This window comes from Vibrio sp. Vb1026 (assembly GCF_033338745.1).
GTDB lineage: Bacteria > Pseudomonadota > Gammaproteobacteria > Enterobacterales > Vibrionaceae > Vibrio > Vibrio alginolyticus.
Window position 1 is genome coordinate 67,765 of sequence record NZ_JAWOTH010000016.1, and the last position, 25,555, is coordinate 93,319.

The following is a 25,555-nucleotide window of genomic DNA, read 5'->3' on the forward strand; positions in this document are numbered from 1 at the left end:
CTTACTCCCTCACCCAAACTTCTTGCTGTCGTTGAACTTGTGATAAACCTGAGCCACAAATGGCCACGCTTTTGATTACATAAAGGCCAACACTCTTACCATTATCGGTTAATACCCCAGTATTTTGGCAATCCAACTGAGTAATTTGGCATCCCTTGTCGAATAAACCGCTGTCCGGTGCTCGCGAGCCATCTTTAATACCGTTACACACACTCACTACGGCAGCCGATCGATTAACAGGGAAAAACTGCGTTAACAGCCAGTCATTACTCGACTGAGCGGTAAACCATGCTTTAGTCCCCAAAAATTCCCGCGTTACTCCGCTTTGGTTCGACCAACTCACCTTCATCAAAGATGCCGCTAAATAGCCCATCACAAGAATGACAAACAGAGTCACGATTAGTACATTGCCTTGTTGACGATTACGGAACATTTAACACCTGCACATCTTGTTGGTACACACTACTTTCACCGGACTGTTCAAACACGAACCTCAGATGCACGAGCCCGCCTCGATGAAGCGATGTATCGTCATATTTGAAATAACTCTGAGATTGATCATCAACATAAACAAGATTGTCGGCAATTATTTCGCCGTTACGCTGTATCTGTGGGCCTACAAAGCAATATTTCACTGACTTAGATGGATCATAGAGATAGTGTCGATTAGAAACGGAGCGACTGGTTACTAAACTAGCGCCATCAATAATCTTATATGCTTTATCCGAATCTGGAGAAAGCGCTCCAACATCAACACTATGAGTGGATGAGGTTAAATCACTTAGCCGTGTTGGGTTAATCACCATTTTCAAGCCACTATCAAATTCGGGAGCATTAGTACCAAAAAAACCAACCACAAACTGTATATCATTTCCAGAAATTGCATAAAAACCAGAATGCTCTATCGGCATAAACATCAGACAGTTTTTCTCTTTCTCATTGATAAAAAAACTATTCGGCACCGCATGACGAATTTCTCGAGACATTTTCTCAATAACGAACTGAGCCTGAGTTTGTAGTTTCTGCCTATCGATAGTGTCGGCATAGCCCTTTGCTCCTAACTGCAAATAGCCAGCAATTCCGAGCATGATAAAACTACCAACCACAATAGTGATGACCATTTCTATTAAAGTGAAACCACGATTTTTCATTAGTAGTTTCCCCTTATCGCAGACAGTGTTAAAGGCTGTGTTTGTCCGGCGTAAATAGTCATAGTGACTCGTTTATACGCCGTGATATCTTCCAGTGAAGGATTATTTACACCCGTACCGTCTGATTCAACGTATTGCACTTTCACTTCTACTCGAAAGTTCTTGTAATCATTTTCCATAGACGTACCAAGAACGTTACTCAGCTCATATAAGGGCGAAGAGTTACATTTAGCCTTTGTGCTTTTCGTATACCAGCAACCGATATAGTCATCGACATCATTAAAACTAGTTGGATTGGATTCACCACTATCCGCCCCGAGGCTTGTGGAACAATCCGTACCACCAAGGACAGTCTCACCACAGCGTACCAAACCACCATCAAAGTCGCTGTTTTCATCGAAGCCTCGCGCCAATATCTGAGACATGAAACCTTGGCCTAATGCGGCAGCGCGGGTTTGATAATGAGGGATGGCGGAATCTCGAATCTGAGGGACAAGAAAAGAAGTAAACGCCACCATCGCAATGCCCATCAAAACAATCGCGATGATCATTTCTATTAAAGTCATGCCACTAGATTTCTTCATGAGCATGTACCTTTAGAAACATAACCTTGAGAATTAATTTCAACTTGGCAGCTGCTTCGACCATGCTTATCTTCAATTAAGATGTTTACAGCACCACTTACAGGATTGCCGAGAAGGTTAAAATTAATTGTATTTGCGGCACCGCTGATAACGGAAAACCTTGCGGACTTATCGATAACCACGTCACTACGAGCATCTCGTGCACTGCCTGTTAGTGCACAGGCAGCAACCGAACCAACACATGAGCTAGAAACTTGTAAACGAAAGTTGTTATCAGGACTTGTAGCATTCGACTGCATACGATTCACCTGCACTTGGCGAATCACAGAAATCACGCGTTCTTGTAATGCATATGCAGAGAAACTGCCAGAGCCCATAAAACGGCTGGCTGCAAAAAGTGAAAGGATAGAGAGGAGAACAATCGCGAGGATTAACTCCATTAACGTAAACCCTAATGCAGAGCTGCGAATTTTCATAACCCAACCTTAGGCTTAGGACAAGCGAGATAAGTATACGATGAAATTATGAGATTAATGATAGATTTATAATTTTTCGATTCGAAGTGTGAACAGACGAACAAATAACCAATAGCTAGTTATTTTGCCCTTTTGAACGACTAATCTCTTCTTCAATTCGATCGTAAGTTTCTTTGTTGCTTAGCGTCTCAGAAACGTGCTCAGCGGTCTGCTTGGTTTGCTCCCACTTCGCTTCGTAAGTTTCTGGTTCAAAGCTGATAAATCTTGGTAATACCACATAACCGATCACACCTAAGATAATCAGCACAACGACAAACTCTATTGCACTAAGGCCCGATGATTTACGCATATGAACTATTCCGAGATTAATCAAAATAAAGAGATAAAGGCCAGACTAGCTAGCCTTTACTATATAAAATTACTTAGTACAGTTGGCACTTGTAACTTCAATTAATGGAGCTGAGTTTTCGTCAGCTGCTCGTGTGTATTTAACACAGTTTTTCGTATAGTTTGGAATACCGAAAGTGACCCAATTACCAGTAGCAGAGCCGTTGCCATCATTAGTAATAAATTGGAAATCATCGTCACTACCGATACCATCAACGATAGCAGCAATTGCACCACTAGTAGCAACAGGGTAGCCAAACACTGTATCAATTGAACCAGCACCAGCACTCACCGCACCGCTTGTTGATTCAAGACCAGCAATCGCTGCCTTGCCATAAACGATACCGGAAGCACCCGTAATAGCTCCTTTTAACCCTTCAAGCGTAGAGTTGCGAGCATCATCTTGCAGGTTAAGGAAACGTGGTGCTGCAGTTACCGCTAGAATACCTAGGATTACAATTACCACTACCAATTCGATAAGGGTGAAACCACCTTGTCTTTTCATTGTTTACTCTCTCTATGTAAGCATGCAGTACAACTGCAAAGTTTCGTTTAGGTCACGCGACCATTTTGGATATTGTCAAAACGGTTTGGGGCAGCAACGTTCACTAAAACTGACCGTGAAGTGGATACTGTATCTACCGCTTGAGCAGAATGACGATTCGCCATTATTCAGTTCATGCTGCAATGAGAAAAACACATTATTGTTTACCCTCTATTACAGCTTCTTACTTATGGTAATGATTGCATTATACCGACTTTCAATACCAATTATAGTGATTAGGTGTCAAAAATTTCACTCCGCCGACATTTCGACGTCTATTTTCAGTTGATTATCTGTTGAAATAACTACAATCGACTGACCATTTTCATAAGTGTATTGACAGACATAACGATCAGTTTTGATGGCTCCACTGATATCTATTAACTTGTTGGTCATTATTTTACGTTGGGGGTAATGCACCGCTAGCCAATAACCACAATCTAATACACCTTGCTGAGTAAAGGGAGACACCAACCCGCCCTCAGTCATAGTAAGGTTAAAACCATCCATCAGCATATGTTCTGGCTCGCCTTGTACTAGCCAAGCTTGACGATAACGCTGAACACTATCTTGCATCCAAACTCTCGCCAACTTAGCCCCAGTCACTTGTGCTTGCTCGGTCACAGGACGTAATTTGACCGCCAAACCCACCGCCATAATCGTAGCAATAACCCCAAACACAATAAGCGTTGCTCGGCTTTGATTTTCAACCACCTATTAGCCGCCTTTGATGATATCGAGCATTCCCCACATTGGTAAGAAGATACCCAATGCCAGCACCATGACCATGCCTGCGACAATCACCAAAAGTAATGGTTCTATTCTTGCGGTCAGTGTTTTTAGATCGTAATCGACTTCTCGATCGTAAAAGTCCGACACTTCCAGCAGCAACTCATCAATACGACCAGTTTCTTCACCTACTGCAATCATCTGAATCACCAATGGGGTGAATATTTTGCTGTTGATGGCCGTCACTGAAATGGTGCTACCCGCTTCAATCGCGGACTTCATCTCAAGAATTCGGTTTTCTAAAAAACGGTTCCCTAAGGCTTCCCCGGCCAAAGCCAAAGACTGGTTAAGTGGCACCCCTGATTTCAGCATCAACGAGAAGGTTCTGGCAAAACGAGAAAGCTGCGCACGATTAACGATATCGCCTACAATTGGCAGCCGAAGCCGAAACTTATCGAACTTCTCCCGACCATCAGCCGTCGCCACCCACGCTCTGAATACAGTAAACGCGCCAATCATTGCCACAACCAGCAACACCCAATAATTAACAAAGAAATTAGAAGTCGCGATCAAAATACGCGTCGGCAATGGTAGCTCAACCCCAAAGCGCGTGAACATCGATGCAAACTCAGGGATCACCAAGATATTCAATACAAACATGGCGATGGTGATAAAGATAATGACAAACGTCGGATAACGCATCGCCGCTTTGATGCGTTTGCGAGTCTCAAGTTCCTGTTCGTAGTAATTCGCCAGTTGCAATAGCGCTTGGTCAAGCCGACCCGTATTCTCACCGACGTTGATCATAGAAACGAACAGTGGGCTGAATACTTTACTGTGTTGCTGCATCGCAGAAGACAAACCTCGGCCATTACTCAGTTCAGAAACGACATCTTCTAGCGCCTCTTTGAGCTGTTTGTTTTCGCAATTTTGCAACAAGCCACGCATAGAGCGCAGCAAAGGTACGCCAGCTTTAGTCAAACTAAACAACTGGCGAGAGAAAAGAATAATTACTTCCAACGGAATAGCAGGCACAAACAGCTTAGACAAGCTCACTTGGCTTTTTGCCGACTCTTTCTCTAACCGTACATTGAGCGGGATGACCCCTTTATTCATCAATGCTTCCGCCGCAGCTTCTGAGTTCACTGCTTCGATTTTGCCGTTAGTGGATGAGCCGTCTAGCGTGCGGCCTTGATAACGAAAAGTTGGCATTCACTTACCTATATGAAAATGGGATCAGTCTTACCAGAAGCATCACCCTCACCTAGGGTCATCACTTCATCCAAACTGACTGTGCCTTGTAGCGCCAGTTCCATTGCAGAAGCAAGCAGTGGCTTATAGTTTTCTGAGCGGCGCGCGGCTTGCGCAAAGCCAACCGCATCATTGGCGCGCAATTTATCCATCATCTCTTGCTCAAGTTCGAGCATTTCAAACACACCGATCCGGCCTCGATAACCAGTCAAGTTACAGTTTTGGCAACCTGCGCCTTTATAAAAAATGGTGCTAACTTGATTTGGGAAACGCCCAGCTAACCACTGCTGGCGAGACTCATCTAAGTGGTCTTCTGTTTTACAATCAGGGCAAACTCGACGCACAAGACGCTGCGCCACCACGGCTCTGACTGCACTAGCAACCAAGTACCCCGGCGCACCCATATCGATCATACGTAACGCACTGTCGACAGCATCGTTGGTGTGGAGAGTACTCAATACTAAGTGACCCGTTAGTGCAGCTCGCAGACCAATTTCTACCGTCTCTTGATCACGCATCTCACCAACAAGAATGATGTCTGGGTCTTGACGTAAAAAGGTTCTAAGAACACGCGAGAAAGTTAGATCGATCTTACTGTTAACCTGTACCTGAGTGATGCGAGGCAGACGATATTCAACCGGATCCTCTGCTGTAATGATCTTTTTCCCAGGTTCGTTGAGCTCACTCAATGCACCGTAAAGCGTGGTGGTTTTACCGGAACCTGTCGGCCCGGTAACCAAAATCATGCCGTGCGGACGCGCCAACTGTCGACGTAAGCGAGCAAGCAAGTCTGGCGGCAAGCCCGACTCTTCTAACGGACGCAAACCAGCGGACTGGTTAAGCAGACGCATTACCACAGATTCTCCGTACTGCGTTGGTAACGTCGACATACGAATATCAATTGATTGCCCACGAACTTTGATATTGAATCGGCCATCTTGTGGCAAGCGCTTTTCAGAAATATCTAGGTGTGCCATCAACTTCAGTCGAAGAACCAAAGCCGATGCAATATTCACTTCATTTAAGAGCGTTTCATGCAATACGCCATCAATACGCTGGCGCAAACGCAATACTTGATCGTCTGGCTCAATATGAATATCCGAAGCTCCAACCTGTACCGCATCTTCAAACATGGAATTAACCAGCTTTACAACGGTAACCTCTTCACTATCGGCTTCATCAATACCGTAGTCAAAGCTTTGTACATCTTTATGCTCTTCATGCAGCTGCTCAGCAAAGGAGGCGATTTCTTTAGTACGGCGGTAATAGCGGTCAAAGCTTGAAATGAGCTGACGCTCTGAAGCCACAATGAACTCAAGGTTGTATTGACCTAACAAGTTCATCAATGATTCTTGGATGAATAAGTCCGCAGGGTCGCTCATAGCAACGCGCAGTGTGTCCCCATTTCGAGCAACGACCATCGCACGTAAGCGACGTGCGTGTACCTCAGGTAGAATCTGCACGGCTTCGGCATCCACAGGCGCACGGCCAAGATCGATCAGTGGCAAACCAAGCTGCTGAGACAAGAAGTCCAACATTTGCTTTTCGGTAATAAAGCCAAGGTCAATTAACGCATCCCCTAGCTTCTGCCCGGTACTGCGTTGTGCGTTTAGTGCTTGCTGGATTTGTTCTTCAGAGACGATACCTTCCTCAACCAGAAGATCGCCCAAGCGTTTTCTCAACTGAATTTTCATTGTGCGCTCTCCAACTCTTTCAAGATGCTCAAACGGTCACGGATAAATGCTTGCGATTGATTCGAAATGCCAACTTTACCCAGAGCTTGGTTGTAAGAGTTAATCGCGGCAGTAAAAGCCAGGGCGCGCTCTTGTTGAATAGCCAAACCTAACCACCAGCGCGCGTTTTCCGGTTCACGCTGAGTGAGGAGTTGATAGCTCTCAAGCGCAATGTCATTTTGCTTGTGTTTTTGTGCCAATGCCGCACGCATCGCCAAGTAATCTCGACTTGGTACTGGAGGCAAATGAACAAGCGGGCTCAGCGCCGCTTCAGGTTGATTAGCTTTCACTAACAACTTAGACAAGGCAAAGCGGAGTACTTGGTTGTTCGTATCTAGGTTGATGCCTTCTTGAATAATCTCATATGCTTTACGCGTGTCACCTTTACCAAAGTACAACGCTGATAACTTTTGACGCGTGTCTGCATTCATTGGCTCATAACGCAACGCCTCGGCATAAGCCGATAACGCCGTTTGCATATCGTTAGCATCGAGTGCCTTTTCCGCTCGACTAACTGCCTTAAGAGAAAGCTGACGATGTGTAAGCTCAACCTGCTCAATACGCATTGAGCTGTTTTCTGATGTCGTGTGGGTTACGGGATCGTATTGCTCCTCGCTCGGCATCGTTGCTAACTGCGCGAGTAAAACTGCATCATCAGAGGCGATATTTATCTCAGATCTTGGCGTGAACCTATCAGTCTCTTGCATGTGAGGCTGTTGCGCTACCGGCTGTGTGGCTGGTTTGGTGTAAACCACTTGAGTTGTATCGGGCGTCATTTTACTCGTTGGCGAGTGAGTGCGCTCCGATGAAACAATTGGTGAGACATTCACAGACGACAATGGCATAGCGTCGGTTTGAAATTGTGATAGCTCGCCTGAAGGAACAGGACCGCGAGAGACCGCCCAGCTACCAACCGCAAGGCTTAACGAAAAACCGGCGACAAGCCAAAGCCAAGGTTTACTGCGTGAGACACTTGGAATCTCCGCACGAGTAAGCTCTGACGGCGATGTTTTTTCAGCAAGTTCTGATAATGCTTTATTGATGGCACTCAAGGTTGACTCCATCCCCAAAATACGGGTGTTTTAAACTTAGGTTTACGGGCATCAAACGTATCGTGCATAGCGGCGTAAACGTGATGATTTTTCAATAGTGTGCAACGCTCATTAAATGCAGCAAGCAACGACTTGTGGCTAATTTGGTTTATCAAGCGCGGAATCCCCATGGATGAACGCCAAATCGCTTTTTTCTGTTCAATAGAAAAAATGTGCGCCCCATTGCCTGCTTTATCTAAACGATTATTGATGTAAGCCACGCCTTCATCGATAGAGAGAGGACGTAACTGGCAACTAAACGTAATGCGTTGACGAAATTGCCTTAGCTCATGGTTAGCCAATCTTTCATCCAACTCAGGTTGTCCGAATAACACCAATTGAATGAGCTTATCTTGTTCCGTTTCTAGGTTGCCAAATAGACGCAATGTTTCTAAAGCTTGTGGGGAAAGAGCTTGCGCTTCATCAACGATCAAGACGGTTTTCTTTCCCAAGGCATGTACTTGAATCAAGTGCTCTTGAATGAGGGAAACGATGCGCAGCGGATCATCGTTCTCAATACCCAACTCTCTGGCGACAGCAAACTGCAACTGTTCCCCATTCAACACTGGATTGGGTAAGTAAATAAGCTCAACTTCAGATTCAATCTGCTCGATCAGCTTACGGCATACCATGGTTTTTCCAGTGCCGACTTCTCCCGTCACCTTAATCACCCCTTCTCCCATTTGCACGGCAGCTAGGATGGTTTGGATCGCCTCATAGTGAGGGACTAACCCCAAGAACATTTCGGTATTTGGGGTTAACGAAAAAGGCTGAACTCGGAACCCAAAGTGTGACAAGTACATACTCGAATCACAAACCTATTGAAAAACAGAACCTTTCCCAGCGCTTATTGCGCATCTGGGAACCACTCTTGCAGCAGATCACGAGAGCGCTCTAGCTCTTTCTGCCAAGAGTTCACGCCAACTACGGTCGGTTTTAGCAAGATGACCAATTCTGTTTTCTCAGTTACGTTATTCACGTTGCGGAACAAGTGCCCCAGTGCTGGTACATCGCCCAAAAATGGGACTTTAGAAACAAGCTCACGATTTTGCTGTTTCATCAACCCGCCGATAACCACAACATCGCCATCTTTAGCACGAATAACCGAGTCTGATTCACGAATAGAGCTTTTCGCTAATGGCAGTTGGATGTTTTGGAAATCTCCGCCCAAGTTCAATTGCTTCACTTCTTCCGTGACTTCAATAACTGCGGGGTGAACATGCAGGAACACATTGCCTTTGTTATCAATTTGCGGAGTCACATCGAGGGAAATACCCGAGAAGAATGGCGTCAGTTCCACTTCAGGAACTGCATTTGAGTTTTCACCGTTGCCTGCATTGCTCGATAGCTCTGTAACAAAGTACTCATCGGTACCGACCTTGATGACAGATTTTTGGTTGTTGGCAGCGGTAATACGAGGGCTCGAAAGGACGTTCAAGTCACCTTGCGTAGACATGAAGCTCAATACAGCATTGAAGTTACCATCAGAGATAGTCACGTTGGTTTGACCGCCCAATAGCGTGCCAATCGCATCCAATGGTGGTAATGCCGATGCAGGGCGGTTGACTACGATACTACCCGAGTTACCAATTGACGCCGATAAGTTTGACCAGTTGATGCCTTGTTGGTAGCCATCATTCAACGTCACTTCTAGGATTTTAGCTTCAAGAATGACCTGGCGCTGCATGCGCTCCTGCGATACACCTAAGAACTCGCGTACTTCGCGAATATCATCTGGAAATGCTCGAACCGTAATAACTCCCGCTTGTGGCGTTACAACCACACTTTGCCCTTTGCCTGAACCAATTAGATTCGCAACAGCTTGCTGCAGCATCGGCCAGAAGTCACTTTCAGTGATGGTTTCAATGCGTGTACCACCCGTAGATGTGGTCGAGCTATCGTTGTTGTTTCCATTGTTAGAGTCTGACGAGTCAGAACTGTCTGAGCTACCACCAGAATTAGACGTACCAGCCGAGGTTACAGAGCCCGTAACAATACTGGTTAATGAGCGACCAGAACGCTTGAACTGTAGATAATCGACTGGAATGGTCACAGTACGCATACCTGCTGGGTAGATTTGAATAACTTTGCCAGACTTCACCACGTCATAGCCATACATATTCTGTACGACATTCAGAACTTCATCCAATGTCACATCTGACAAGTTGACAGTGATATTACCTTGTACCGATGGGTGAATCGCCACGCTGTACTCTGTGCCTTTCACCAACGAGGCGAAAAAGCTTCTTGCATCGACCGCATTCGCTTGAATACGAAAACGCTTCGAGGTGCCTTGCTCTGATGCAACGTTCGAGTCTAAATTTGGCATCAAGTCTGCCTCAACAGAAGAAGGGATTTCTTCCAATGTGCGGCTGTTCGCTTGATTGATCGATTCATTGAGCGCTTCTTTAACTTCCACTGGATTCCGATGACCCATTGAACATCCCATTAAAGAAGCAATCGTTATTCCTACAACTAATTTGCGCATATCTGATCGGGCTCTGGTTATTATTGTTTTACGTTTAAATCAAAAAGCTCTAGGTCCCACTGACGGTTACCACGCTTTAAAGTTACAAATTCACTATTAATGCTCGCGACACGATAACCCTTAAATAGCTCGCCTTTTTCGACAAGTTTGTTATCCATAATCGCGATACAATCAGTACTTGGCTTACACACAATACTGTTGAGCTTAGGCAGTCGGTACCGTTTAACTTTTGGTTTCGCTGACGTTTCAACCGCTGGTTTTTCCCAACCAAGTGGGGCCGTTGGGTCTTGGTTTGCCCAAGCGGTTCCTGCCGCTGCCATAACAAGCAATGAGATGATGAGTTTGTTAACCACCAATAAACTCCTCTCTAGATCCTAGTGTGTAGACTTCTAACACAAGCTTCGCTTTCGGGTACTCTTCGACTTTATAACTAAAGCTGCGCCAGTAATAACTCGCAGGAAGGCTCTCCAATTTATTCAGATAATTAGCAATAGAAAAATAGTCACCAGTCAGTTCCATACGAACAGGATGCACGTAGTAACCAGAGTATTGCGATGCTTCTTTATCTTCCGTTATTGGCTCAGATGGCAAGGTTTGCAGAGACAAAAGGTGAATGCCACTTTGCTGCTCCAACACATTTTCAAGCAGCTCAGCCATTTGCGAAGGTGTAATAAGATGCTCGATGATCTCCGCTAATTGCATCGAAAGATGCTGACTCTCAGCTAACAGATTAGATATCGCGCGATCAATCTCAGCATTTGGATCTTTCTTAAGTTGCGCCTGAATACGTAGCGTATCGATTTCAATCTTTTGATTGGCTTGCTTTAAATTACTTAGTTGCCTCTCATTACTGATGATCTCGTTAAGCTTTGGCTCCAATACCAGCGTAAAGAGCAACATGATCACGACAACTAAACCACACAATGCAGTGAGCACTTTTTCACGCGTACTCATTTCGCCAAAGCGCCCTTCTAATGAGAGCCAGAATTCGTTCATTTCTCTTTATCCTCGCGCGTTTTTAGTTCAAACGTCACAATATCCTTATCATTTCGACCTATTTTGACGTCGTCAAACGTTCGACCAACCAAGCTAATTTCGTTTTTAAATTGGCTAACCCAATTTGGCACTGAGCTCGGTTTTTTCGCTAGCCCCTTCAGGTCTAAGGTATGGGTATTGATTCGAATTTCGGACAAAGAAATTTCTTGGTTTCCTAGCTTCGCTAATGATTGCATCACGCCAGAGTAACCCGTGCGCTGCGAGTCATCGTATTTCCCGACAGCTTTAAGCGAGTCTCGCTTCGCCTTGACTTCACGCTCTAAGCGGGCTTTAGCTGCCAGCTTATTATTGTCAGGTTGATGTTTACGTAGCTTGACTTGATAACGTTCAAGCTCTGACTTCATGATATCGCCTTTACTTTTTACAATAGCAATCTCATCTTCCAAACCGCTGCTCTGCCAAGTGACATAACCGTAAGAAAATAGAATTGCAGCCGCCGCAACGCCCCAAGATAACGCGATATTTTTTAGCGTCAGGAGCTCTTTTTTCGGTTTTAAGTAATCGGGATATAAGTTGACGCGTCGAGTATTTGAAGTAGCCGCAGTGTCAGCCAAAACATGCCCTGATAGCTCATGTTCTGGTGGTAATAACGGTGAAACCTTAGTACTTAAACGGTAGTTCAGAGCCTGAACAAGCTCGCTCTCATCCTCTTCATCACAGCACACTTTCAATTGATGTAATTGCACATGGCGTAACTGAGATGAAAGATAGTCAATCGAACGTTGCAGTTCTAACGACAGACTGTCCATCTGTAAATCGCTAGACGGAACCCCCGTTAACGGTGGCGTCACACTGCGAATAGAGCGGTGGAACGCAATAGTATTTTCGACAAAAGCGCTTATACGGAAATGACCACGCACACTGCGTTGTAATAATAGGAAGTTTCCTAGTTCACCAGCAGTCTCTCCCCAAATATCGTCTTCTGGAAGAATGGCTTCTAATGGTAATTGGGCTCGACTGGCCAGTAACACAATCTTATCCAATATTTTTCGCGATAAGACGTATGCTTGCACTTTGGTTGAATTCGGTAACTCGACCGCATCGGCAATAATGTCGATAGCACGCTCAGAGATCAGTTCTTTCAACAAAAACGGTAATGCGGCTGGCCATTCTTGACGCGGCATGACCGGTTTGTCGATTTGGTACATCTGGTAATAGTTATGAGAAAGAATAACCGTTAATGAATCATACGCACTCGCTGCAACGCTCAATGCTTGCTCAACGGCTTTTTCCCAATTGGACTCAGAAATATCAAATTGGTATGGACGACTACTTTTGATTGAAGATGATAAATAAACGGCGTCTGGCTGAATAACCAAAAAGCAGGAGCGATCACCACTAGATGATCGCTTAAGCTTGTCGAATAGTGCTTTGAAATCCATGATTATTATCTTTATTTTTTCCGCCAGCGATTTCGTCTTCCCAATTTAACTTGGGATTCTGATTGAGAATTCGGCAACGCTTGGGGACGAGGAAGAAACTGCTGCTCCGCAGAAAAGTAACGCCCTTGCCCACCATAAACCCCGAGCTCAATTAATGTGTTGAGCTCGTTCTGATTCTCAATTCCCACTGCTATAATTTTAGTTTTACTGTTTGCCGCCGCACCTAGCATACTGCGGACAAATAGCTGGTTTTCATGTCGTTGGTCGATTTTTGCTACTAAACTGCGATGAAGTTTAAGATAACGAATGTCCACTTCTTTTAAATAGTGAGTGCTGACGATGGTACGCCCAGCCTGCCCAACCATTAAGTGGCACCCCAAACCGGCCAGCATTTTAGCGACTGGTCGCATAAAGTCTAAGTGTCTTACAAATTGTGCTTCAACAAACTCAAAACTGAGACACTTTCTCTGCTCACGTGACAACTGTAAGAGTTCATCACGAAACCATTTAAAGTACTCTCGGTTAGAAAATGGCGTTACATTCAAATTGAGCGCATACGATCTTGAGTTATCAAAATTATCCTTAAACTCTCTTAAGAATTTATTAATAACTGACTTATCCATTTGCGCTTCATAACCAACCTGTCTGATCGCAGAAATGAACCGAGACGCTTTAACAATCCCATTCTCAGGATCGCGAATCCGACATGTTAACTCTTCATATAATGATTTTTTATGCGTCGCGTCACTTATTGGATGCACAGATTGTGCGTAGAGTATCACACTTTCAGGTGTAAGTGCTGTGTCAAATAACGTTCTCCACCTCACACTTCCGCGAGCTTCTTCATCGTGGTTCCATTTTTTGAAGCGACTCCAATTATTGTTATTTTGTAGTTGCGCACTACGCAAAGCAGTCTCGGCTTCATCAATGATTTGGCTGTGTCGCTCACCTTCTTTATAAGTGGTGATGCCAATATGGCACCAGTTGTCTGGATCAAGTGGCTCTGGCGGCATTAACTTTTCTAACTGGCGAATGCATTGCGAGGCGAGGTTAGCCACATCTTTCGCACTTTGGTGCGGTAGAAAAAGCGCAAAATCAGCATCGTAATAACGGGAAAATACAACATCTGGGTATCGTTGAACTAAATTGGACAATAAACTCCCAACTTCAACAATAAACTCATCCGTAATTTGCTTATCTTGCTCTTCTTCAACCAGTTTCCAGTCTTGAATACGCACTAGCAACACGGCGCCGCGAGCCCCACTTTCTAGTAACGCCGATTCCAACTTGCTATCAAATAACACTCGGTTAGCGGTACCGGTTAGCTTATCAAGGAAGGTTTGAGTTCGAATAAAGGTATCAAATCGGCTTCGCTCTTGACGCGCATCTTGTAACTCTTCGATTAATACATCGAGCGCTTCACTGGCGGTGTAAGGCCATTCTTTTTTGTCACCTTTGGCATACTGCTCTACCCTACCAGCCAGGATCATTCTGCCTCGCTCTTCGAGCATTTCGGAGCCTTCTAATTGTTCCTTAAGCCATGCCACGCCGCGCATTAAGCAGAAGATGATCAATATAACGGCAAGCGTGATCGACCAAAGCGCCTGCATTGAGTAGCTGTAACCTAAGTAAGGGGGAATTGCTTTAAAGTGAATCGTGTAATCTTGATTGTGAGTCAGCTGGTACTCAGCCTCAAACAAGACTGACGCTTCCATTTGATGAGAAGTATCTTTGAAGCGATAAACAACGGCGTTGTTGGTCGACAACGTCATTTCGACAATATTGGAAGCCTGCAGCATTTTCGGCATCCAGCGCTGCATAGAATAAGCGGCGTCAGGATCTTCCATCTCCTTGTCGACCACCTCTACGATCCCTTCTAAATAATGGGTGAGATATTCCTGCCCAAGACGTTTAAAAGAGAGGGTGCCACCGACAAACAAGATAAACATGGCGCAGATAACGATCATGGTGACAAAGGCCACCAGCCGTGTGCTTAACTTAAGAGTTGGGGTATACCTCATGAATACCAAATTCCTTTTTTATTCATCATATACCTTATTGAAATATTTATACTTGATAAGAGTTCATCAAACAATCGGATTAGTCTGATAGTGAGAGGCTGGAGCATAAAGAAAATCACACTCATTGATAAGTTTTATTGTTACGCCTAACCTTGCCAAGATAAGCCTGTGAGATCATTAGATTGCGACAATAAAAAAGGCCGCGATATTCGCGGCCTTTTCGATTCAAGCATAAGCAGAATTTAGAACGGGATATCGTCGTCAAAATCCATTGGTGGCTCATTGTACTGCTGCTGTGGTTGCTGCGGAGCCTGTTGTTGTGGTTGCTGTTGCTGAGGCGCATTGTACTGCTGCTGAGCTGGCTGTTGAGGCTGACCCCATCCACCTTGTTGCTGCTGTTGACCGCCCATTGGTGCGCCGCCACCTTGAGCACGACCGCCAAGCATTTGCATAACACCATTGAAGCCTTGAACAACTACCTCAGTTGAGTAGCGATCTTGGCCACTTTGATCTTGCCATTTGCGAGTTTGCAGTTGCCCTTCAATGTAAACTTGAGAGCCTTTACGCAAGTACTCACCTGCTACTTCCGCAAGTTTGCCGAACAACACAACACGGTGCCATTCCGTTTTTTCGCGCTGTTCGCCAGTCGCTTTATCACGCCATGAATCAGAAGTCGCAATAGTAATGTTTGCTACTGCACCGCCATTCGGCATGTAACGAATTTCAGGGTCGTTACCTAGATTCCCCACCAAAATAACTTTGTTAATTCCACGGCTGGCCATGATGTGCTCCGTTTCACTCTGGATATATAAAATTTTAGCGCATTAGAATAGCACGCTTTAATGTTTTGATTAAAGTCTAATACCATTGTGATCTATTGAGTCATCCTCTAGAACCCAAATCGTATTTCAACTTACGTGTGTAGCATTTTTGATTCGCGTTGCAGACATCGTTTCGTGAAGCTTTGAATTCGAACGCATTTATTCAGTAAAGCGATGGTTATGGCCTCTCTTTAATGCCAGTTTATGGCTTCTATTGAACCCAGGGAGATTGGAACACGTGAGAAAGTCGGCTTACGCAAGAAAGCTATTTCTGATCAGTATGGAAGATAATGCGCAAAAAAAAGTGGCGGCACTCGAAAAGTACGTTGATATGAGCATCCCGGTGATTTCAACCGCAGCACTCATGGAAGCCAAGCCACAACACCGTAATAAAATTCTACTGATCGACTTCAGTGAACATAAATCACTTGTTCAATCGATCAAAAATTTGCCTCTTGTATGGAAAAACTTTGAAACCGTTGTCTTCAACGTGCCTAAAAGACTAACCACAGATGAACTTCTTTCATTTGGTCAATTAAAAGGTGTGTTTTATTCTGAAGATACGCTAGAGCAAATTGGAGAAGGGTTAAAAGGCATTGTTAACGGTCAAAACTGGCTGCCGCGTAATGTAACCAGTCAACTTTTACACTATTACCGCAATGTCATTAATACTCATACTGCACCAGCTACGGTAGACCTAACCATTCGTGAGCTACAAGTACTGCGTTGCCTACAAGCTGGCGCCTCGAACAGTCAGATGGCCGAAGAGTTATTCGTCAGTGAATTCACCATCAAATCGCACTTGTATCAGATATTCAAAAAGCTATCCGTAAAGAACCGAGTACAGGCAATCGCCTGGGCAGACCAAAACTTAATGTCGTGATGCAATGTTAGCGGCTCTGATAACTGAAATGACGAGTCGCTCATCTTTTTTCCGCACCGAGTCTCACATTTTTTCCTACTTTATTCATGATTCATTGATACCTCTCGTGTTAAAGTTATGCGCAGATTCTTGATAAAAACGAGATAGGATATTCCCCCAATGATAAAAAAATGTCTGTTCCCTGCTGCAGGCTATGGCACACGCTTCCTACCGGCAACGAAATCTATGCCAAAAGAGATGATGCCAGTCGTTAACAAACCGCTTATTGAATACGGTGTCGAAGAAGCAATCCAAGCTGGTATGAACGGCATGTGTATTGTGACAGGTCGTGGCAAGCACTCGATCATGGACCACTTTGATAAGAACTACGAACTGGAACATCAGATTAGCGGTACCAACAAAGAAGAGCTGTTGGTAGATATCCGTGAAATCATTGAATCTGCAAACTTCACTTATATACGTCAACGCGAAATGAAAGGCTTGGGCCACGCGATTCTAACTGGACGAGAATTGGTAGGCGATGAGCCATTTGCTGTTGTTCTTGCTGATGACCTTTGTGTGAACGAGCAAGAGGGCGTACTGGCTCAGATGGTGGCACTATTTAAGCAGTTCCGCTGTTCTATCGTTGCAGTACAAGAAGTACCAGCCGAAGAAACGCACAAATACGGCGTTATCTCTGGTGAAATGATCAAAGACGACATCTATCGCGTAGACGACATGGTAGAAAAACCAGAGAAAGGCACGGCGCCTAGCAACCTTGCTATCATTGGCCGCTACATCCTGACTCCCGATATTTTTGAACTGATTGAAAACACCGAACCTGGTAAAGGTGGTGAAATTCAAATCACTGACGCGCTGCTGAAGCAAGCAAAAGCGGGCTGTGTGTTGGCTTACAAATTCAAGGGCAAACGCTTTGACTGTGGTAGCGTTGAAGGTTACATCGAAGCAACTAACTATTGTTTTGAAAACCTGTATCTAAAAGATGAAAAAACCTCTGAGCTAGGTAAGCACGCAACACAAAAAGCAGTATAAAGCATCGTCTTAGTACGAAATTACTGTATCGAAAGCCCAGCACAACGCTGGGCTTTTTACTTTACTGTTTTTTTATCCAGTAATTTTCTTTGCACATTTCTCACACTATGTAATACTTGCCCCACTTGGTTATACATAGAGCAAAAACGATGGATAAAATAGAAGTTCGCGGTGCCCGAACCCATAACCTTAAAGACATTAATCTTACAATCCCTCGCGATAAACTGATTGTCATTACTGGACTAAGTGGCTCCGGTAAATCCTCTCTCGCTTTCGATACATTGTATGCAGAAGGCCAACGACGCTACGTAGAGTCTCTCTCTGCCTACGCTCGTCAGTTTTTGTCTCTGATGGAAAAACCCGATGTCGACCACATTGAAGGGTTATCACCTGCGATTTCTATTGAACAGAAATCTACTTCTCATAACCCGCGTTCAACCGTCGGTACAATTACCGAAGTCTACGACTACTTACGTCTATTGTATGCTCGTGTGGGCGAACCCCGCTGTCCAACGCACCATGCCCCTCTTGCTGCGCAAACCATCAGCCAAATGGTGGACAAAGTCCTAGAGATGCCGGAAGGCAGCAAAATGATGCTATTGGCGCCTATTGTCAAAGAACGTAAAGGTGAGCATGTTAAAACGCTTGAGAACTTAGCGGCTCAAGGCTTTATTCGTGCGCGTATTGATGGAGAAACTTGCGATCTTTCCGATCCTCCAACCCTTGAACTACATAAAAAGCACACCATTGAAGTTGTGGTAGACCGCTTTAAAGTTCGTCCAGACTTACAACAGCGCTTGGCCGAATCTTTCGAGACAACACTCGAATTATCAGGCGGAATTGCAGTTGTCGCGCCAATGGATGGCGACGGTGAAGAGATTATTTTCTCCGCCAACTTCGCTTGTCCACAATGTGGTTACAGCATGCAAGAGTTAGAGCCGCGACTTTTCTCATTCAACAACCCTGCTGGTGCATGTGGCACTTGTGATGGTTTGGGTGTGCAGCAATACTTCGATCCAAGCCGAGTCATTCAAGATGATTCATTAAGCTTGGCACAAGGTGCGATTCGCGGTTGGGATCAAAAGAACTACTACTACTTCCAAATGCTCACCTCATTGGCCGATCATTATGGTTTTGACCTCCATGCCCCTTTTAATTCTCTGCCAAAGAAAACGCAAGATGTCATTCTAAAGGGCTCAGGTCGTACTGAGATTGAGTTTAAATACATCAACGATCGTGGCGATATTCGCGTTAAACGCCATCCATTCGAAGGTATTCTGAATACCCTAGAACGTCGCTATCGTGATACAGAATCCAACTCTGTCCGTGAAGAGCTTGCAAAATACATCTCCACTAAATCTTGTTCAAGCTGTGGCGGTACTCGTCTACGCCTTGAAGCACGTAACGTGTTTATTGCTGATACGACACTACCTGAGATTGTTGAACTCAGCATTGCTGATGCATTGGAATTCTTCCATTCCTTGAAACTGGAAGGTCAACGCGCCCAAATCGCTGAAAAAGTGATGAAGGAAATCAACGACCGCCTGCAATTCTTAGTTAACGTCGGTTTGAACTACCTAAACTTATCACGCAGTGCAGAAACCTTATCAGGCGGTGAAGCTCAACGTATTCGTTTAGCAAGCCAAATTGGTGCAGGTCTTGTTGGTGTCATGTACGTCTTAGATGAACCGTCGATTGGCCTCCACCAGCGTGATAACGAACGACTCCTAAAAACACTGACTCATTTGCGCGATTTAGGTAATACCGTACTTGTGGTAGAACACGATGAAGATGCGATTCGCTGTGCAGATCATGTCATAGATATTGGTCCTGGTGCTGGCGTACATGGTGGTAATGTTGTTGCGGAAGGCACCATGGAAGAGATAGTCGCGAATCCGAATTCTCTGACAGGTCAGTACTTAAGTGGTGTTAAAGAAATCGCAGTACCGAAAGATCGCACGCCGCGAGATCCGAAAAAAACGGTTGAGCTATTAGGCGCTACAGGTAATAACCTTAAAAACGTTAATCTTTCAATTCCTGTTGGGTTATTCAGCTGTATTACAGGAGTATCTGGCTCAGGTAAATCAACGCTGATTAATGATACTTTCTTTAAAATTGCGCATACCCAACTTAACGGAGCGACAACGGCTCAGCCTTCACCTTATAAATCGATTAAAGGTCTAGAGCACTTCGATAAAGTCATCGATATCGATCAAAGCCCAATTGGCCGTACACCTCGCTCTAACCCTGCAACCTATACGGGGATCTTTACACCAATCCGTGAACTGTTTGCAGGCACACAGGAGTCGCGTTCTCGCGGTTACAAACCGGGCCGTTTTAGTTTTAACGTACGCGGTGGTCGTTGTGAGGCCTGTCAGGGTGACGGTGTTATCAAAGTAGAAATGCATTTCCTACCAGATGTTTATGTGCCATGTGATGTGTGTAAAGGTAAACGCTACAACCGTGAAACGCTCGAAGTACGTTACAAAGGTAAAACTATTGATGAAGTGCTAGAAATGACGGTCGAAGATGCACGCACCTTCTTCGATCCAGTTCCTGCCATCGCTCGCAAACTACAAACACTGATGGATGTCGGTTTGTCGTACATACGATTGGGTCAAGCGGCAACAACACTCTCCGGTGGTGAAGCACAGCGTGTGAAACTGGCGCGAGAGCTATCCAAACGTGATACAGGAAAAACCTTGTACATTTTGGATGAACCAACAACCGGCCTTCACTTCCATGATATCCAGCAGTTGCTCACTGTACTGCACAGACTTCGCGACCACGGAAATACTGTCGTGGTGATCGAGCATAACCTGGACGTCATTAAGACTGCGGACTGGATTATCGATCTTGGTCCTGAAGGGGGTCAGGGTGGCGGCGAGATAATCGCTCAAGGCACTCCGGAAGATGTGTCGCAAATCGAGGGTTCGCACACAGCTCACTTCCTCAAGCCTATGTTGAAGTAGAAAAAACAGGTAAAGTATCGAGACCAGCAAGTGCTGGTCTTTTTTCATTCAAAACAACGCAATAACTATGGCTACTATACATGTAAGTGGAACAAAGCTTTCTCCCGAAAAAGTACAGGTTCCCCTCAATCGCAAGTTTCTCATTGCCTTGGCAACACTATTTGTGTTGGCAATGCACTTTTTCATGCCCAACCCCGGCGGTTCGGGGCTTTCGCTTTCGTTCAATGCGACAACTTGGATTGCTTTTAGCTTTGCATTAGGCATTGGGTGTTACCAACTTGCGAATAATCGAGTACTACGTTACTCAAAACTAACCATCGGCTTGTTCATTAGTGCTCTTATCATGACGGTGCCCATTCTGTACCCAAATGCGAATAGCAGTTTGGCAGCCAATAAGCTCATTGGCCTGTGGTGTGGTGTCCTGTTCTTTATTGTTTTACAACAATTTCATTTCAGTAATAAACATCGCCAACGCCTATTATGGTTCATTGTCCTTGCGGTTGTTATCGAAGCCATTTTTGGTTTGACACAATATCTGTATCTCAAACCAGGCAATCCGTTTGGTTACGACACGGTGGCCAATCGTCCTTATGGTATTTTCCAACAGCCCAATGTAATGGCCAGCTTTCTTGCGACAGGGTTGGTGATTGCCAGCTATTTACTTGCACGTCAGCCCTACAAATACGATCGTAAGTTAAGCGATGTTTACCTTCTCTATGCCGTGCCAGTTTTAACATTACCACTAATTGTGGCGTTGGCTTCACGCACTGGTTGGTTAGCCTCAGTCATCGCCGTGTTGTTGGTCATTCCATACATGTACCGTTTTGCAACCAAAGGGCGCTTTATCCGCTGGGTTGTGTCACTTGTAAGTGGGCTCTTACTCTCAGTCGTTGTCATGCATCTTGCCTTTCCTGATGGAGGTGGGTTAGCCGCAGAAAAAGTAAATATGGAGTCTCCTCGAGCGTATACTTTTCCACAAACATTAGACATGGTGATTGAAAAGCCTTTTACTGGTTATGGATATGGCAAGTTTGAATCTGAGTACATGCTGTATACGGCTCGTCAACATGCCCTAAATGAGAATTACCCAGCTGGTTTGCCAGCCATGGATCATCCGCATAATGAGCTACTTTACTGGGGAGTAGAAGGTGGCTTGCTGCCAATACTCGGCATCTTCTTAGCGATGGCACTAGTACTGTATCGAATCTATCAAGCCAAACGCGGAACTCGTCTTGCGTTGCTGGCCTTGTTTATACCTATCGTATTGCACTCACAACTGGAATACCCTTTCTACCACTCTCTCGTGCATTGGTTGATCTTCGTTATCCTACTGTACTGGGTCGATCAGCGCGTCTCTCGTTATCGACAAGTCGGCTTTAGTAATGTGACCAAAAGCTTGCTGCGTGTTTTTAGTTTGGTACTTCCCGTTGCGTTTACGTTTTACATGGTAAGCGCATTACATACGAATTATGTATTGACGAAGTTTGAGACCACTAGACCAACTAACCCTGATATTCTGAATCAAGTCAGTAACCCTGTAGTTTGGAAAGACAGGTTTGATTGGGATGTCTATAGCACGTTTTTAAACCTTGGGCTGTACCAACAAGACGCAACCTTGATCAAGCCTTATATCGATTGGTCGCTAAAAATCATCAAAGATAAGCCTCGCCCTGCATTTTATAATAATTTGATTTTGGCCTACCAAGGCTTAGATGACTCAAGTAAAGCGGAGCAAATTAGAGCTGAAGCGCAGTTTTTGTTCCCGAAGATTGATTTCAGTGACGTCAATTACCAACCACCTTCTCAAGCAATCTCTGCCTCACCAGCCCCCACTTCAGGAGCTGAGTAATAAATACCAAAAAGCGAAGGGATGACCTTCGCTTTTCTTTATCTCATTGCTGTATGATTTTATTCAGTGAGTGACTCTTCTAACGCTTTTAAGCACAGCGCAACGTTTTCAGATCGAGCGCCGTAACCCATTAAGCCAATACGCCACGCTTTACCAGCTAATGCCCCAAGGCCTGCACCAATTTCTAGGTTATAGGTTTCTAGCAAGTGAGCACGAACTTTTGCTTCATCAATTCCTTCAGGCACGTAAATCGCATTTAATTGTGGCAACCGATGGGCTTCGTCCACAACAAATTTAAAGCCTAACTTTTGTAAGCCATTTTTGAGTTTTTCATGCATCAGTTGGTGACGAGCCCAAGCGTTTTCTAATCCTTCATTTTTCAGTATCAATAAAGCTTCGTGAAGCGCATACAAGCTATTAACTGGCGCCGTATGATGGTAACTACGCTTGCCTTCTCCACTCCAATACCCCAAAACTAAACTCTGATCGAGGAACCAACTCTGTACTGGTGTTGTTCTTGCTTGAATCTTTTCAATCGCGGCAGGAGAAAACGTCACTGGTGAGAGCCCTGGTACACATGACAAACATTTTTGACTGCCAGAGTAAACCGCATCCAGTTGCCATTCATCCACTTTTAACGGCACACCACCAAGCGATGTCACCGCATCAACAATAGATAATGCATTATGCTGTTTCGCCAGCTTACCCAATGCTTGAGCATCACTGACTGCACCAGTTGAGGTTTCCGCATGTACAAAAGCAAGAATTTTTGAATCTGGGTGCTGTTCGAGTGCTTGCTCGACTTTATCAATGGAAACAGGCGTCCCCCATTCATCATCGACGATAACAACTTCACCACCAGCACGGACGACATTTTCGCGCATGCGTTCACCAAATACACCGTTACGGCAGACGATCACTTTGTCGCCTTTCTCGATCAAGTTTACAAAGCAGGTTTCCATCCCTGCACTACCTGGCGCTGAAACCGCAATAGTGAACTCATTGTCAGTTTGAAAGGCATACTTCAATAGCTGCTTGAGCTCATCCATCATACCGATAAACAGAGGATCAAGGTGACCTACCGTAGGACGGCTTAGTGCTTGTAACACTTGAGGATAAATATCAGAAGGACCAGGTCCCATTAAAATACGGTGAGGTGGAATAAAGCTTTGGATCGACATGTCAGCTCCTTGATTATCTTTTATCCTGAGCATTCTAAAAGTTCTACTCAATAACATGGCTCAGGTGTAGGGTTCTTCACCCTAATAGATTTTTCCTCTATCAGCAATTAGCCGTAAGTATAGAGGTCAAACCAGTGTCACAAAATCGTTAATAAAAAACACCATAAAGGTTGAAATATTGATTGACATTAAGGCCTCAAAACCGTTCAATGTTTGAGCTTTATGTAGAAGAGGAGCGCTACCCAGGTAGATGATTTGTGGAACCGCAATTCCAACACCAATCATTGAGGGGGAGTAGTGCCGAGGTAAGTCAAAGTTGCAGGATTTGACTTGTCGGTTGAATTGGGCTGAATCCCATCAACTGTCATCAGCGCAGTCTGATGAAGGGCTTCTGAGGGTAAATTTTTCAAATAGCATTCTAAATACCTCTCTTTTTGCTCTGTTCCTTTTCTCACTAAACATTGGATGTACAATTTTTTAGGAAGTCGTGGGAGAACGCAGTGAGCGCATTTAACGTAGCTAAATTCGGTGGAACCAGTGTTGCCAACTTTGAGGCAATGAGTCGTTGCGCCACCATTATCGAAAACAATCCAAATACTCGCCTGGTCGTGAGCAGCGCTTGCTCTGGCGTCACCAACCTGTTGGTAGAACTCGCCAACGGTGTTCAGGATCAAACGCACCGTACTGAGCTGCTGCAAAATCTGGCCAACATTCATGACGCCATTTTAACTCAGCTCGAAGACAGCACGAAAACTGCTGCCGAGGTGTATGGCATATTAGATACCGTAACCAGCCTGGCCGAGGCTGCATCTATCCAAGCTAGTGCAAAGTTAACCGATCATTTAGTCGCATGTGGCGAACTCATGTCGACGCATATTCTAACTCAGTTAATGTGTGAGCGAGGCATTCAAGCTGTGCGCTTTGATATCCGCGATGTGCTGCGTACTGATGACAACTTTGGTCGCGCGGAGCCAAACATTGAAGCAATTTCGACGCTTGCGCAAGATAAACTCGTACCACTTTGCCAACAATCCGTTGTTGTTACTCAAGGCTTCATAGGATCTGACGAAGCCGGTAATACAACAACATTAGGTCGAGGGGGCAGCGATTACAGCGCCGCCTTAATTGCTGAGAGCGTTAAAGCGGCAGGGCTAGAAATCTGGACTGATGTTCCGGGCATCTACACAACAGACCCGCGAATTGCGCCAAAAGCCTCACCAATTCCTGAGATCAGCTTTAGTGAAGCTTCAGAAATGGCTAACTTTGGCGCTAAAATCCTTCATCCTTCTACGCTAGTACCCGCATTACGCCACGACATTCCGGTATTTGTAGGGTCATCGAAAGAGCCAGAAAAAGGGGGAACTTGGATTCGCCACCAAGTCGAAAGCTCACCGTTATTCCGTGCGCTAGCTTTGCGTTGTAACCAAACCATGGTAACGCTACGCAGCGCCAATATGTTCCACGCATACGGCTTCTTAGCAAAGGTCTTTGAGATCCTTGCAAAGCATAAGATCTCTGTCGATTTGATCACAACATCTGAAATCAGTGTATCGTTAACACTTGATCAAACCGATACATCCGGCGGCGCGCCGCAGCTGCCGCAAGCTGTACGAGAAGAGTTAGAAGAGCTATGTAAGGTAGAAGTTGAACATGACCTATGCCTCGTTGCTCTCATTGGTAACAACATGAGTGAGAGTAAAGGCTACGCGAAACAGGTTTTTGGCACGCTAGAAGATTTTAACCTACGCATGATTTGTTATGGCGCTAGCCCTCACAACTTATGCTTCTTGCTCCATGAATCGGTATCGAAACAAGCCATACAAAAACTCCACACTGAGTTGTTTGAGAAGTAAGTTCAACTCAATAAAACAAAGGGCTGCGTATCTGCAGCCCTTTATTGTTTCAATAGTTGTTACATTTGGAC

General features: G+C 44.9%; 23 protein-coding genes and 1 riboswitch. Of the genes, 5 read left to right on the forward strand and 18 right to left on the reverse strand.

What is annotated here, in order from left to right; genetic code table 11:
- Position 1: 1 nt before the first annotated feature.
- From R7E47_RS19500 to R7E47_RS19580, 17 genes are all read right to left on the reverse strand, one after another.
- Positions 2-433, reverse strand: coding sequence for an MSHA biogenesis protein MshP (locus R7E47_RS19500; protein WP_047706161.1), 432 nt, complete (start codon positions 431-433; stop codon positions 2-4).
- The gene (locus R7E47_RS19505; protein ID WP_053303456.1) at positions 423-1,151 is read right to left on the reverse strand and encodes a PilW family protein; all 729 of its coding nucleotides are present in this window, start codon (positions 1,149-1,151) and stop codon (positions 423-425) included. The genes R7E47_RS19500 and R7E47_RS19505 overlap by 11 nt, the downstream gene beginning before the upstream one ends.
- Positions 1,151-1,735 carry a prepilin-type N-terminal cleavage/methylation domain-containing protein gene (locus R7E47_RS19510; protein ID WP_053303457.1) on the reverse strand — a complete coding sequence of 195 codons (585 nt, stop codon included), beginning with the start codon at positions 1,733-1,735 and terminating at the stop codon, positions 1,151-1,153. Before R7E47_RS19510 ends, R7E47_RS19505 begins: the two co-directional genes overlap by 1 nt.
- Complete coding sequence (locus R7E47_RS19515; RefSeq protein WP_318084999.1) at positions 1,732-2,211, reverse strand: type II secretion system protein; 480 nt, start codon at positions 2,209-2,211, stop codon at positions 1,732-1,734. Before R7E47_RS19515 ends, R7E47_RS19510 begins: the two co-directional genes overlap by 4 nt.
- 115 nt (positions 2,212-2,326) lie before the next feature.
- Positions 2,327-2,560: a type II secretion system protein gene (locus R7E47_RS19520; protein WP_053303459.1), complete on the reverse strand. Its 234-nt coding sequence runs from the start codon at positions 2,558-2,560 to the stop codon at positions 2,327-2,329.
- 69 nt (positions 2,561-2,629) lie between these two features.
- Complete coding sequence (locus R7E47_RS19525; RefSeq protein ID WP_017449445.1) at positions 2,630-3,103, reverse strand: prepilin-type N-terminal cleavage/methylation domain-containing protein; 474 nt, start codon at positions 3,101-3,103, stop codon at positions 2,630-2,632.
- Between the two features lie 291 nt (positions 3,104-3,394).
- Positions 3,395-3,856, reverse strand: a complete 462-nt coding sequence (locus R7E47_RS19530; RefSeq protein WP_318085002.1) for an MSHA biogenesis protein MshF — start codon at positions 3,854-3,856, stop codon at positions 3,395-3,397.
- A gap of 3 nt (positions 3,857-3,859) precedes the next feature.
- Positions 3,860-5,083 (reverse strand): type II secretion system F family protein, encoded by a 1,224-nt coding sequence (locus R7E47_RS19535; RefSeq protein ID WP_005381186.1) that lies wholly within the window; start codon positions 5,081-5,083, stop codon positions 3,860-3,862.
- Between the two features lie 8 nt (positions 5,084-5,091).
- Positions 5,092-6,816, reverse strand: a complete 1,725-nt coding sequence (locus tag R7E47_RS19540) for a GspE/PulE family protein (RefSeq protein ID WP_005381188.1) — start codon at positions 6,814-6,816, stop codon at positions 5,092-5,094.
- Complete coding sequence (locus tag R7E47_RS19545) at positions 6,813-7,907, reverse strand: tetratricopeptide repeat protein (protein WP_318085004.1); 1,095 nt, start codon at positions 7,905-7,907, stop codon at positions 6,813-6,815. The genes R7E47_RS19540 and R7E47_RS19545 overlap by 4 nt, the downstream gene beginning before the upstream one ends.
- On the reverse strand, positions 7,904-8,749 hold the full coding sequence (locus R7E47_RS19550) for an ExeA family protein (protein WP_033907419.1): 846 nt from the start codon (positions 8,747-8,749) through the stop codon (positions 7,904-7,906). Before R7E47_RS19550 ends, R7E47_RS19545 begins: the two co-directional genes overlap by 4 nt.
- A gap of 44 nt (positions 8,750-8,793) precedes the next feature.
- The gene (mshL, locus tag R7E47_RS19555) at positions 8,794-10,434 is read right to left on the reverse strand and encodes a pilus (MSHA type) biogenesis protein MshL (protein WP_033907420.1); all 1,641 of its coding nucleotides are present in this window, start codon (positions 10,432-10,434) and stop codon (positions 8,794-8,796) included.
- Positions 10,435-10,454: 20 nt separating this feature from the next.
- Positions 10,455-10,787: a hypothetical protein gene (locus tag R7E47_RS19560; protein ID WP_005381196.1), complete on the reverse strand. Its 333-nt coding sequence runs from the start codon at positions 10,785-10,787 to the stop codon at positions 10,455-10,457.
- Positions 10,780-11,430, reverse strand: coding sequence for a type II secretion system protein GspM (gspM, locus tag R7E47_RS19565; protein ID WP_005381197.1), 651 nt, complete (start codon positions 11,428-11,430; stop codon positions 10,780-10,782). Before gspM ends, R7E47_RS19560 begins: the two co-directional genes overlap by 8 nt.
- On the reverse strand, positions 11,427-12,872 hold the full coding sequence (locus R7E47_RS19570; protein ID WP_005387799.1) for a hypothetical protein: 1,446 nt from the start codon (positions 12,870-12,872) through the stop codon (positions 11,427-11,429). Before R7E47_RS19570 ends, gspM begins: the two co-directional genes overlap by 4 nt.
- A gap of 11 nt (positions 12,873-12,883) precedes the next feature.
- The gene (csrD, locus tag R7E47_RS19575) at positions 12,884-14,893 is read right to left on the reverse strand and encodes an RNase E specificity factor CsrD (protein WP_005381201.1); all 2,010 of its coding nucleotides are present in this window, start codon (positions 14,891-14,893) and stop codon (positions 12,884-12,886) included.
- 242 nt (positions 14,894-15,135) lie between these two features.
- Entirely contained in the window at positions 15,136-15,675 is a 540-nt protein-coding gene (locus tag R7E47_RS19580; protein WP_005387798.1) for a single-stranded DNA-binding protein, read from the reverse strand.
- Between the two features lie 277 nt (positions 15,676-15,952).
- Here R7E47_RS19580 and R7E47_RS19585 point away from each other — a divergent pair, with 277 nt between their 5' ends.
- From R7E47_RS19585 to R7E47_RS19600, 4 genes are all read left to right on the forward strand, one after another.
- On the forward strand, positions 15,953-16,597 hold the full coding sequence (locus R7E47_RS19585) for a LuxR C-terminal-related transcriptional regulator (protein WP_005381237.1): 645 nt from the start codon (positions 15,953-15,955) through the stop codon (positions 16,595-16,597).
- A gap of 159 nt (positions 16,598-16,756) precedes the next feature.
- Entirely contained in the window at positions 16,757-17,629 is an 873-nt protein-coding gene (gene galU, locus R7E47_RS19590; protein ID WP_005381239.1) for a UTP--glucose-1-phosphate uridylyltransferase GalU, read from the forward strand.
- A 149-nt stretch (positions 17,630-17,778) separates the two neighbouring features.
- Positions 17,779-20,601 (forward strand): excinuclease ABC subunit UvrA, encoded by a 2,823-nt coding sequence (gene uvrA, locus R7E47_RS19595; protein ID WP_005381241.1) that lies wholly within the window; start codon positions 17,779-17,781, stop codon positions 20,599-20,601.
- A gap of 67 nt (positions 20,602-20,668) precedes the next feature.
- The gene (locus R7E47_RS19600; protein ID WP_237306864.1) at positions 20,669-22,450 is read left to right on the forward strand and encodes a PglL family O-oligosaccharyltransferase; all 1,782 of its coding nucleotides are present in this window, start codon (positions 20,669-20,671) and stop codon (positions 22,448-22,450) included.
- Positions 22,451-22,509: 59 nt separating this feature from the next.
- Here R7E47_RS19600 and R7E47_RS19605 read toward each other — a convergent pair whose 3' ends face one another.
- Positions 22,510-23,631 carry an alanine--glyoxylate aminotransferase family protein gene (locus R7E47_RS19605; RefSeq protein ID WP_318085006.1) on the reverse strand — a complete coding sequence of 374 codons (1,122 nt, stop codon included), beginning with the start codon at positions 23,629-23,631 and terminating at the stop codon, positions 22,510-22,512.
- A 220-nt stretch (positions 23,632-23,851) separates the two neighbouring features.
- Positions 23,852-24,030: riboswitch (Lysine riboswitch) on the forward strand.
- Positions 24,031-24,131: 101 nt separating this feature from the next.
- Between R7E47_RS19605 and lysC the strand changes: the two genes are divergently transcribed.
- Positions 24,132-25,484 (forward strand): lysine-sensitive aspartokinase 3, encoded by a 1,353-nt coding sequence (gene lysC / locus R7E47_RS19610; protein WP_042523508.1) that lies wholly within the window; start codon positions 24,132-24,134, stop codon positions 25,482-25,484.
- Positions 25,485-25,555 lie beyond the last annotated feature (71 nt).

Bases quoted from the DNA above. Each gene is read 5' to 3' on its own strand.
- R7E47_RS19505 (WP_053303456.1), bottom strand. From the start codon at position 1,151: ATGAAAAATCGTGGTTTCACTTTAATAGAAATGGTCATCACTATTGTG.
- gspM (WP_005381197.1), bottom strand. From the start codon at position 11,430: ATGAACGAATTCTGGCTCTCATTAGAAGGGCGCTTTGGCGAAATGAGT.
- R7E47_RS19515 (WP_318084999.1), bottom strand. From the start codon at position 2,211: ATGAAAATTCGCAGCTCTGCATTAGGGTTTACGTTAATGGAGTTAATC.
- R7E47_RS19580 (WP_005387798.1), bottom strand. From the start codon at position 15,675: ATGGCCAGCCGTGGAATTAACAAAGTTATTTTGGTGGGGAATCTAGGT.
- mshL (WP_033907420.1), bottom strand. From the start codon at position 10,434: ATGCGCAAATTAGTTGTAGGAATAACGATTGCTTCTTTAATGGGATGT.
- R7E47_RS19540 (WP_005381188.1), bottom strand. From the start codon at position 6,816: ATGAAAATTCAGTTGAGAAAACGCTTGGGCGATCTTCTGGTTGAGGAA.
- uvrA (WP_005381241.1), top strand. From the start codon at position 17,779: ATGGATAAAATAGAAGTTCGCGGTGCCCGAACCCATAACCTTAAAGAC.
- R7E47_RS19550 (WP_033907419.1), bottom strand. From the start codon at position 8,749: ATGTACTTGTCACACTTTGGGTTCCGAGTTCAGCCTTTTTCGTTAACC.
- R7E47_RS19520 (WP_053303459.1), bottom strand. From the start codon at position 2,560: ATGCGTAAATCATCGGGCCTTAGTGCAATAGAGTTTGTCGTTGTGCTG.
- R7E47_RS19510 (WP_053303457.1), bottom strand. From the start codon at position 1,735: ATGAAGAAATCTAGTGGCATGACTTTAATAGAAATGATCATCGCGATT.
- csrD (WP_005381201.1), bottom strand. From the start codon at position 14,893: ATGAGGTATACCCCAACTCTTAAGTTAAGCACACGGCTGGTGGCCTTT.
- R7E47_RS19600 (WP_237306864.1), top strand. From the start codon at position 20,669: ATGGCTACTATACATGTAAGTGGAACAAAGCTTTCTCCCGAAAAAGTA.
- R7E47_RS19535 (WP_005381186.1), bottom strand. From the start codon at position 5,083: ATGCCAACTTTTCGTTATCAAGGCCGCACGCTAGACGGCTCATCCACT.
- galU (WP_005381239.1), top strand. From the start codon at position 16,757: ATGATAAAAAAATGTCTGTTCCCTGCTGCAGGCTATGGCACACGCTTC.
- R7E47_RS19605 (WP_318085006.1), bottom strand. From the start codon at position 23,631: ATGTCGATCCAAAGCTTTATTCCACCTCACCGTATTTTAATGGGACCT.
- R7E47_RS19500 (WP_047706161.1), bottom strand. From the start codon at position 433: ATGTTCCGTAATCGTCAACAAGGCAATGTACTAATCGTGACTCTGTTT.
- R7E47_RS19570 (WP_005387799.1), bottom strand. From the start codon at position 12,872: ATGGATTTCAAAGCACTATTCGACAAGCTTAAGCGATCATCTAGTGGT.
- R7E47_RS19525 (WP_017449445.1), bottom strand. From the start codon at position 3,103: ATGAAAAGACAAGGTGGTTTCACCCTTATCGAATTGGTAGTGGTAATT.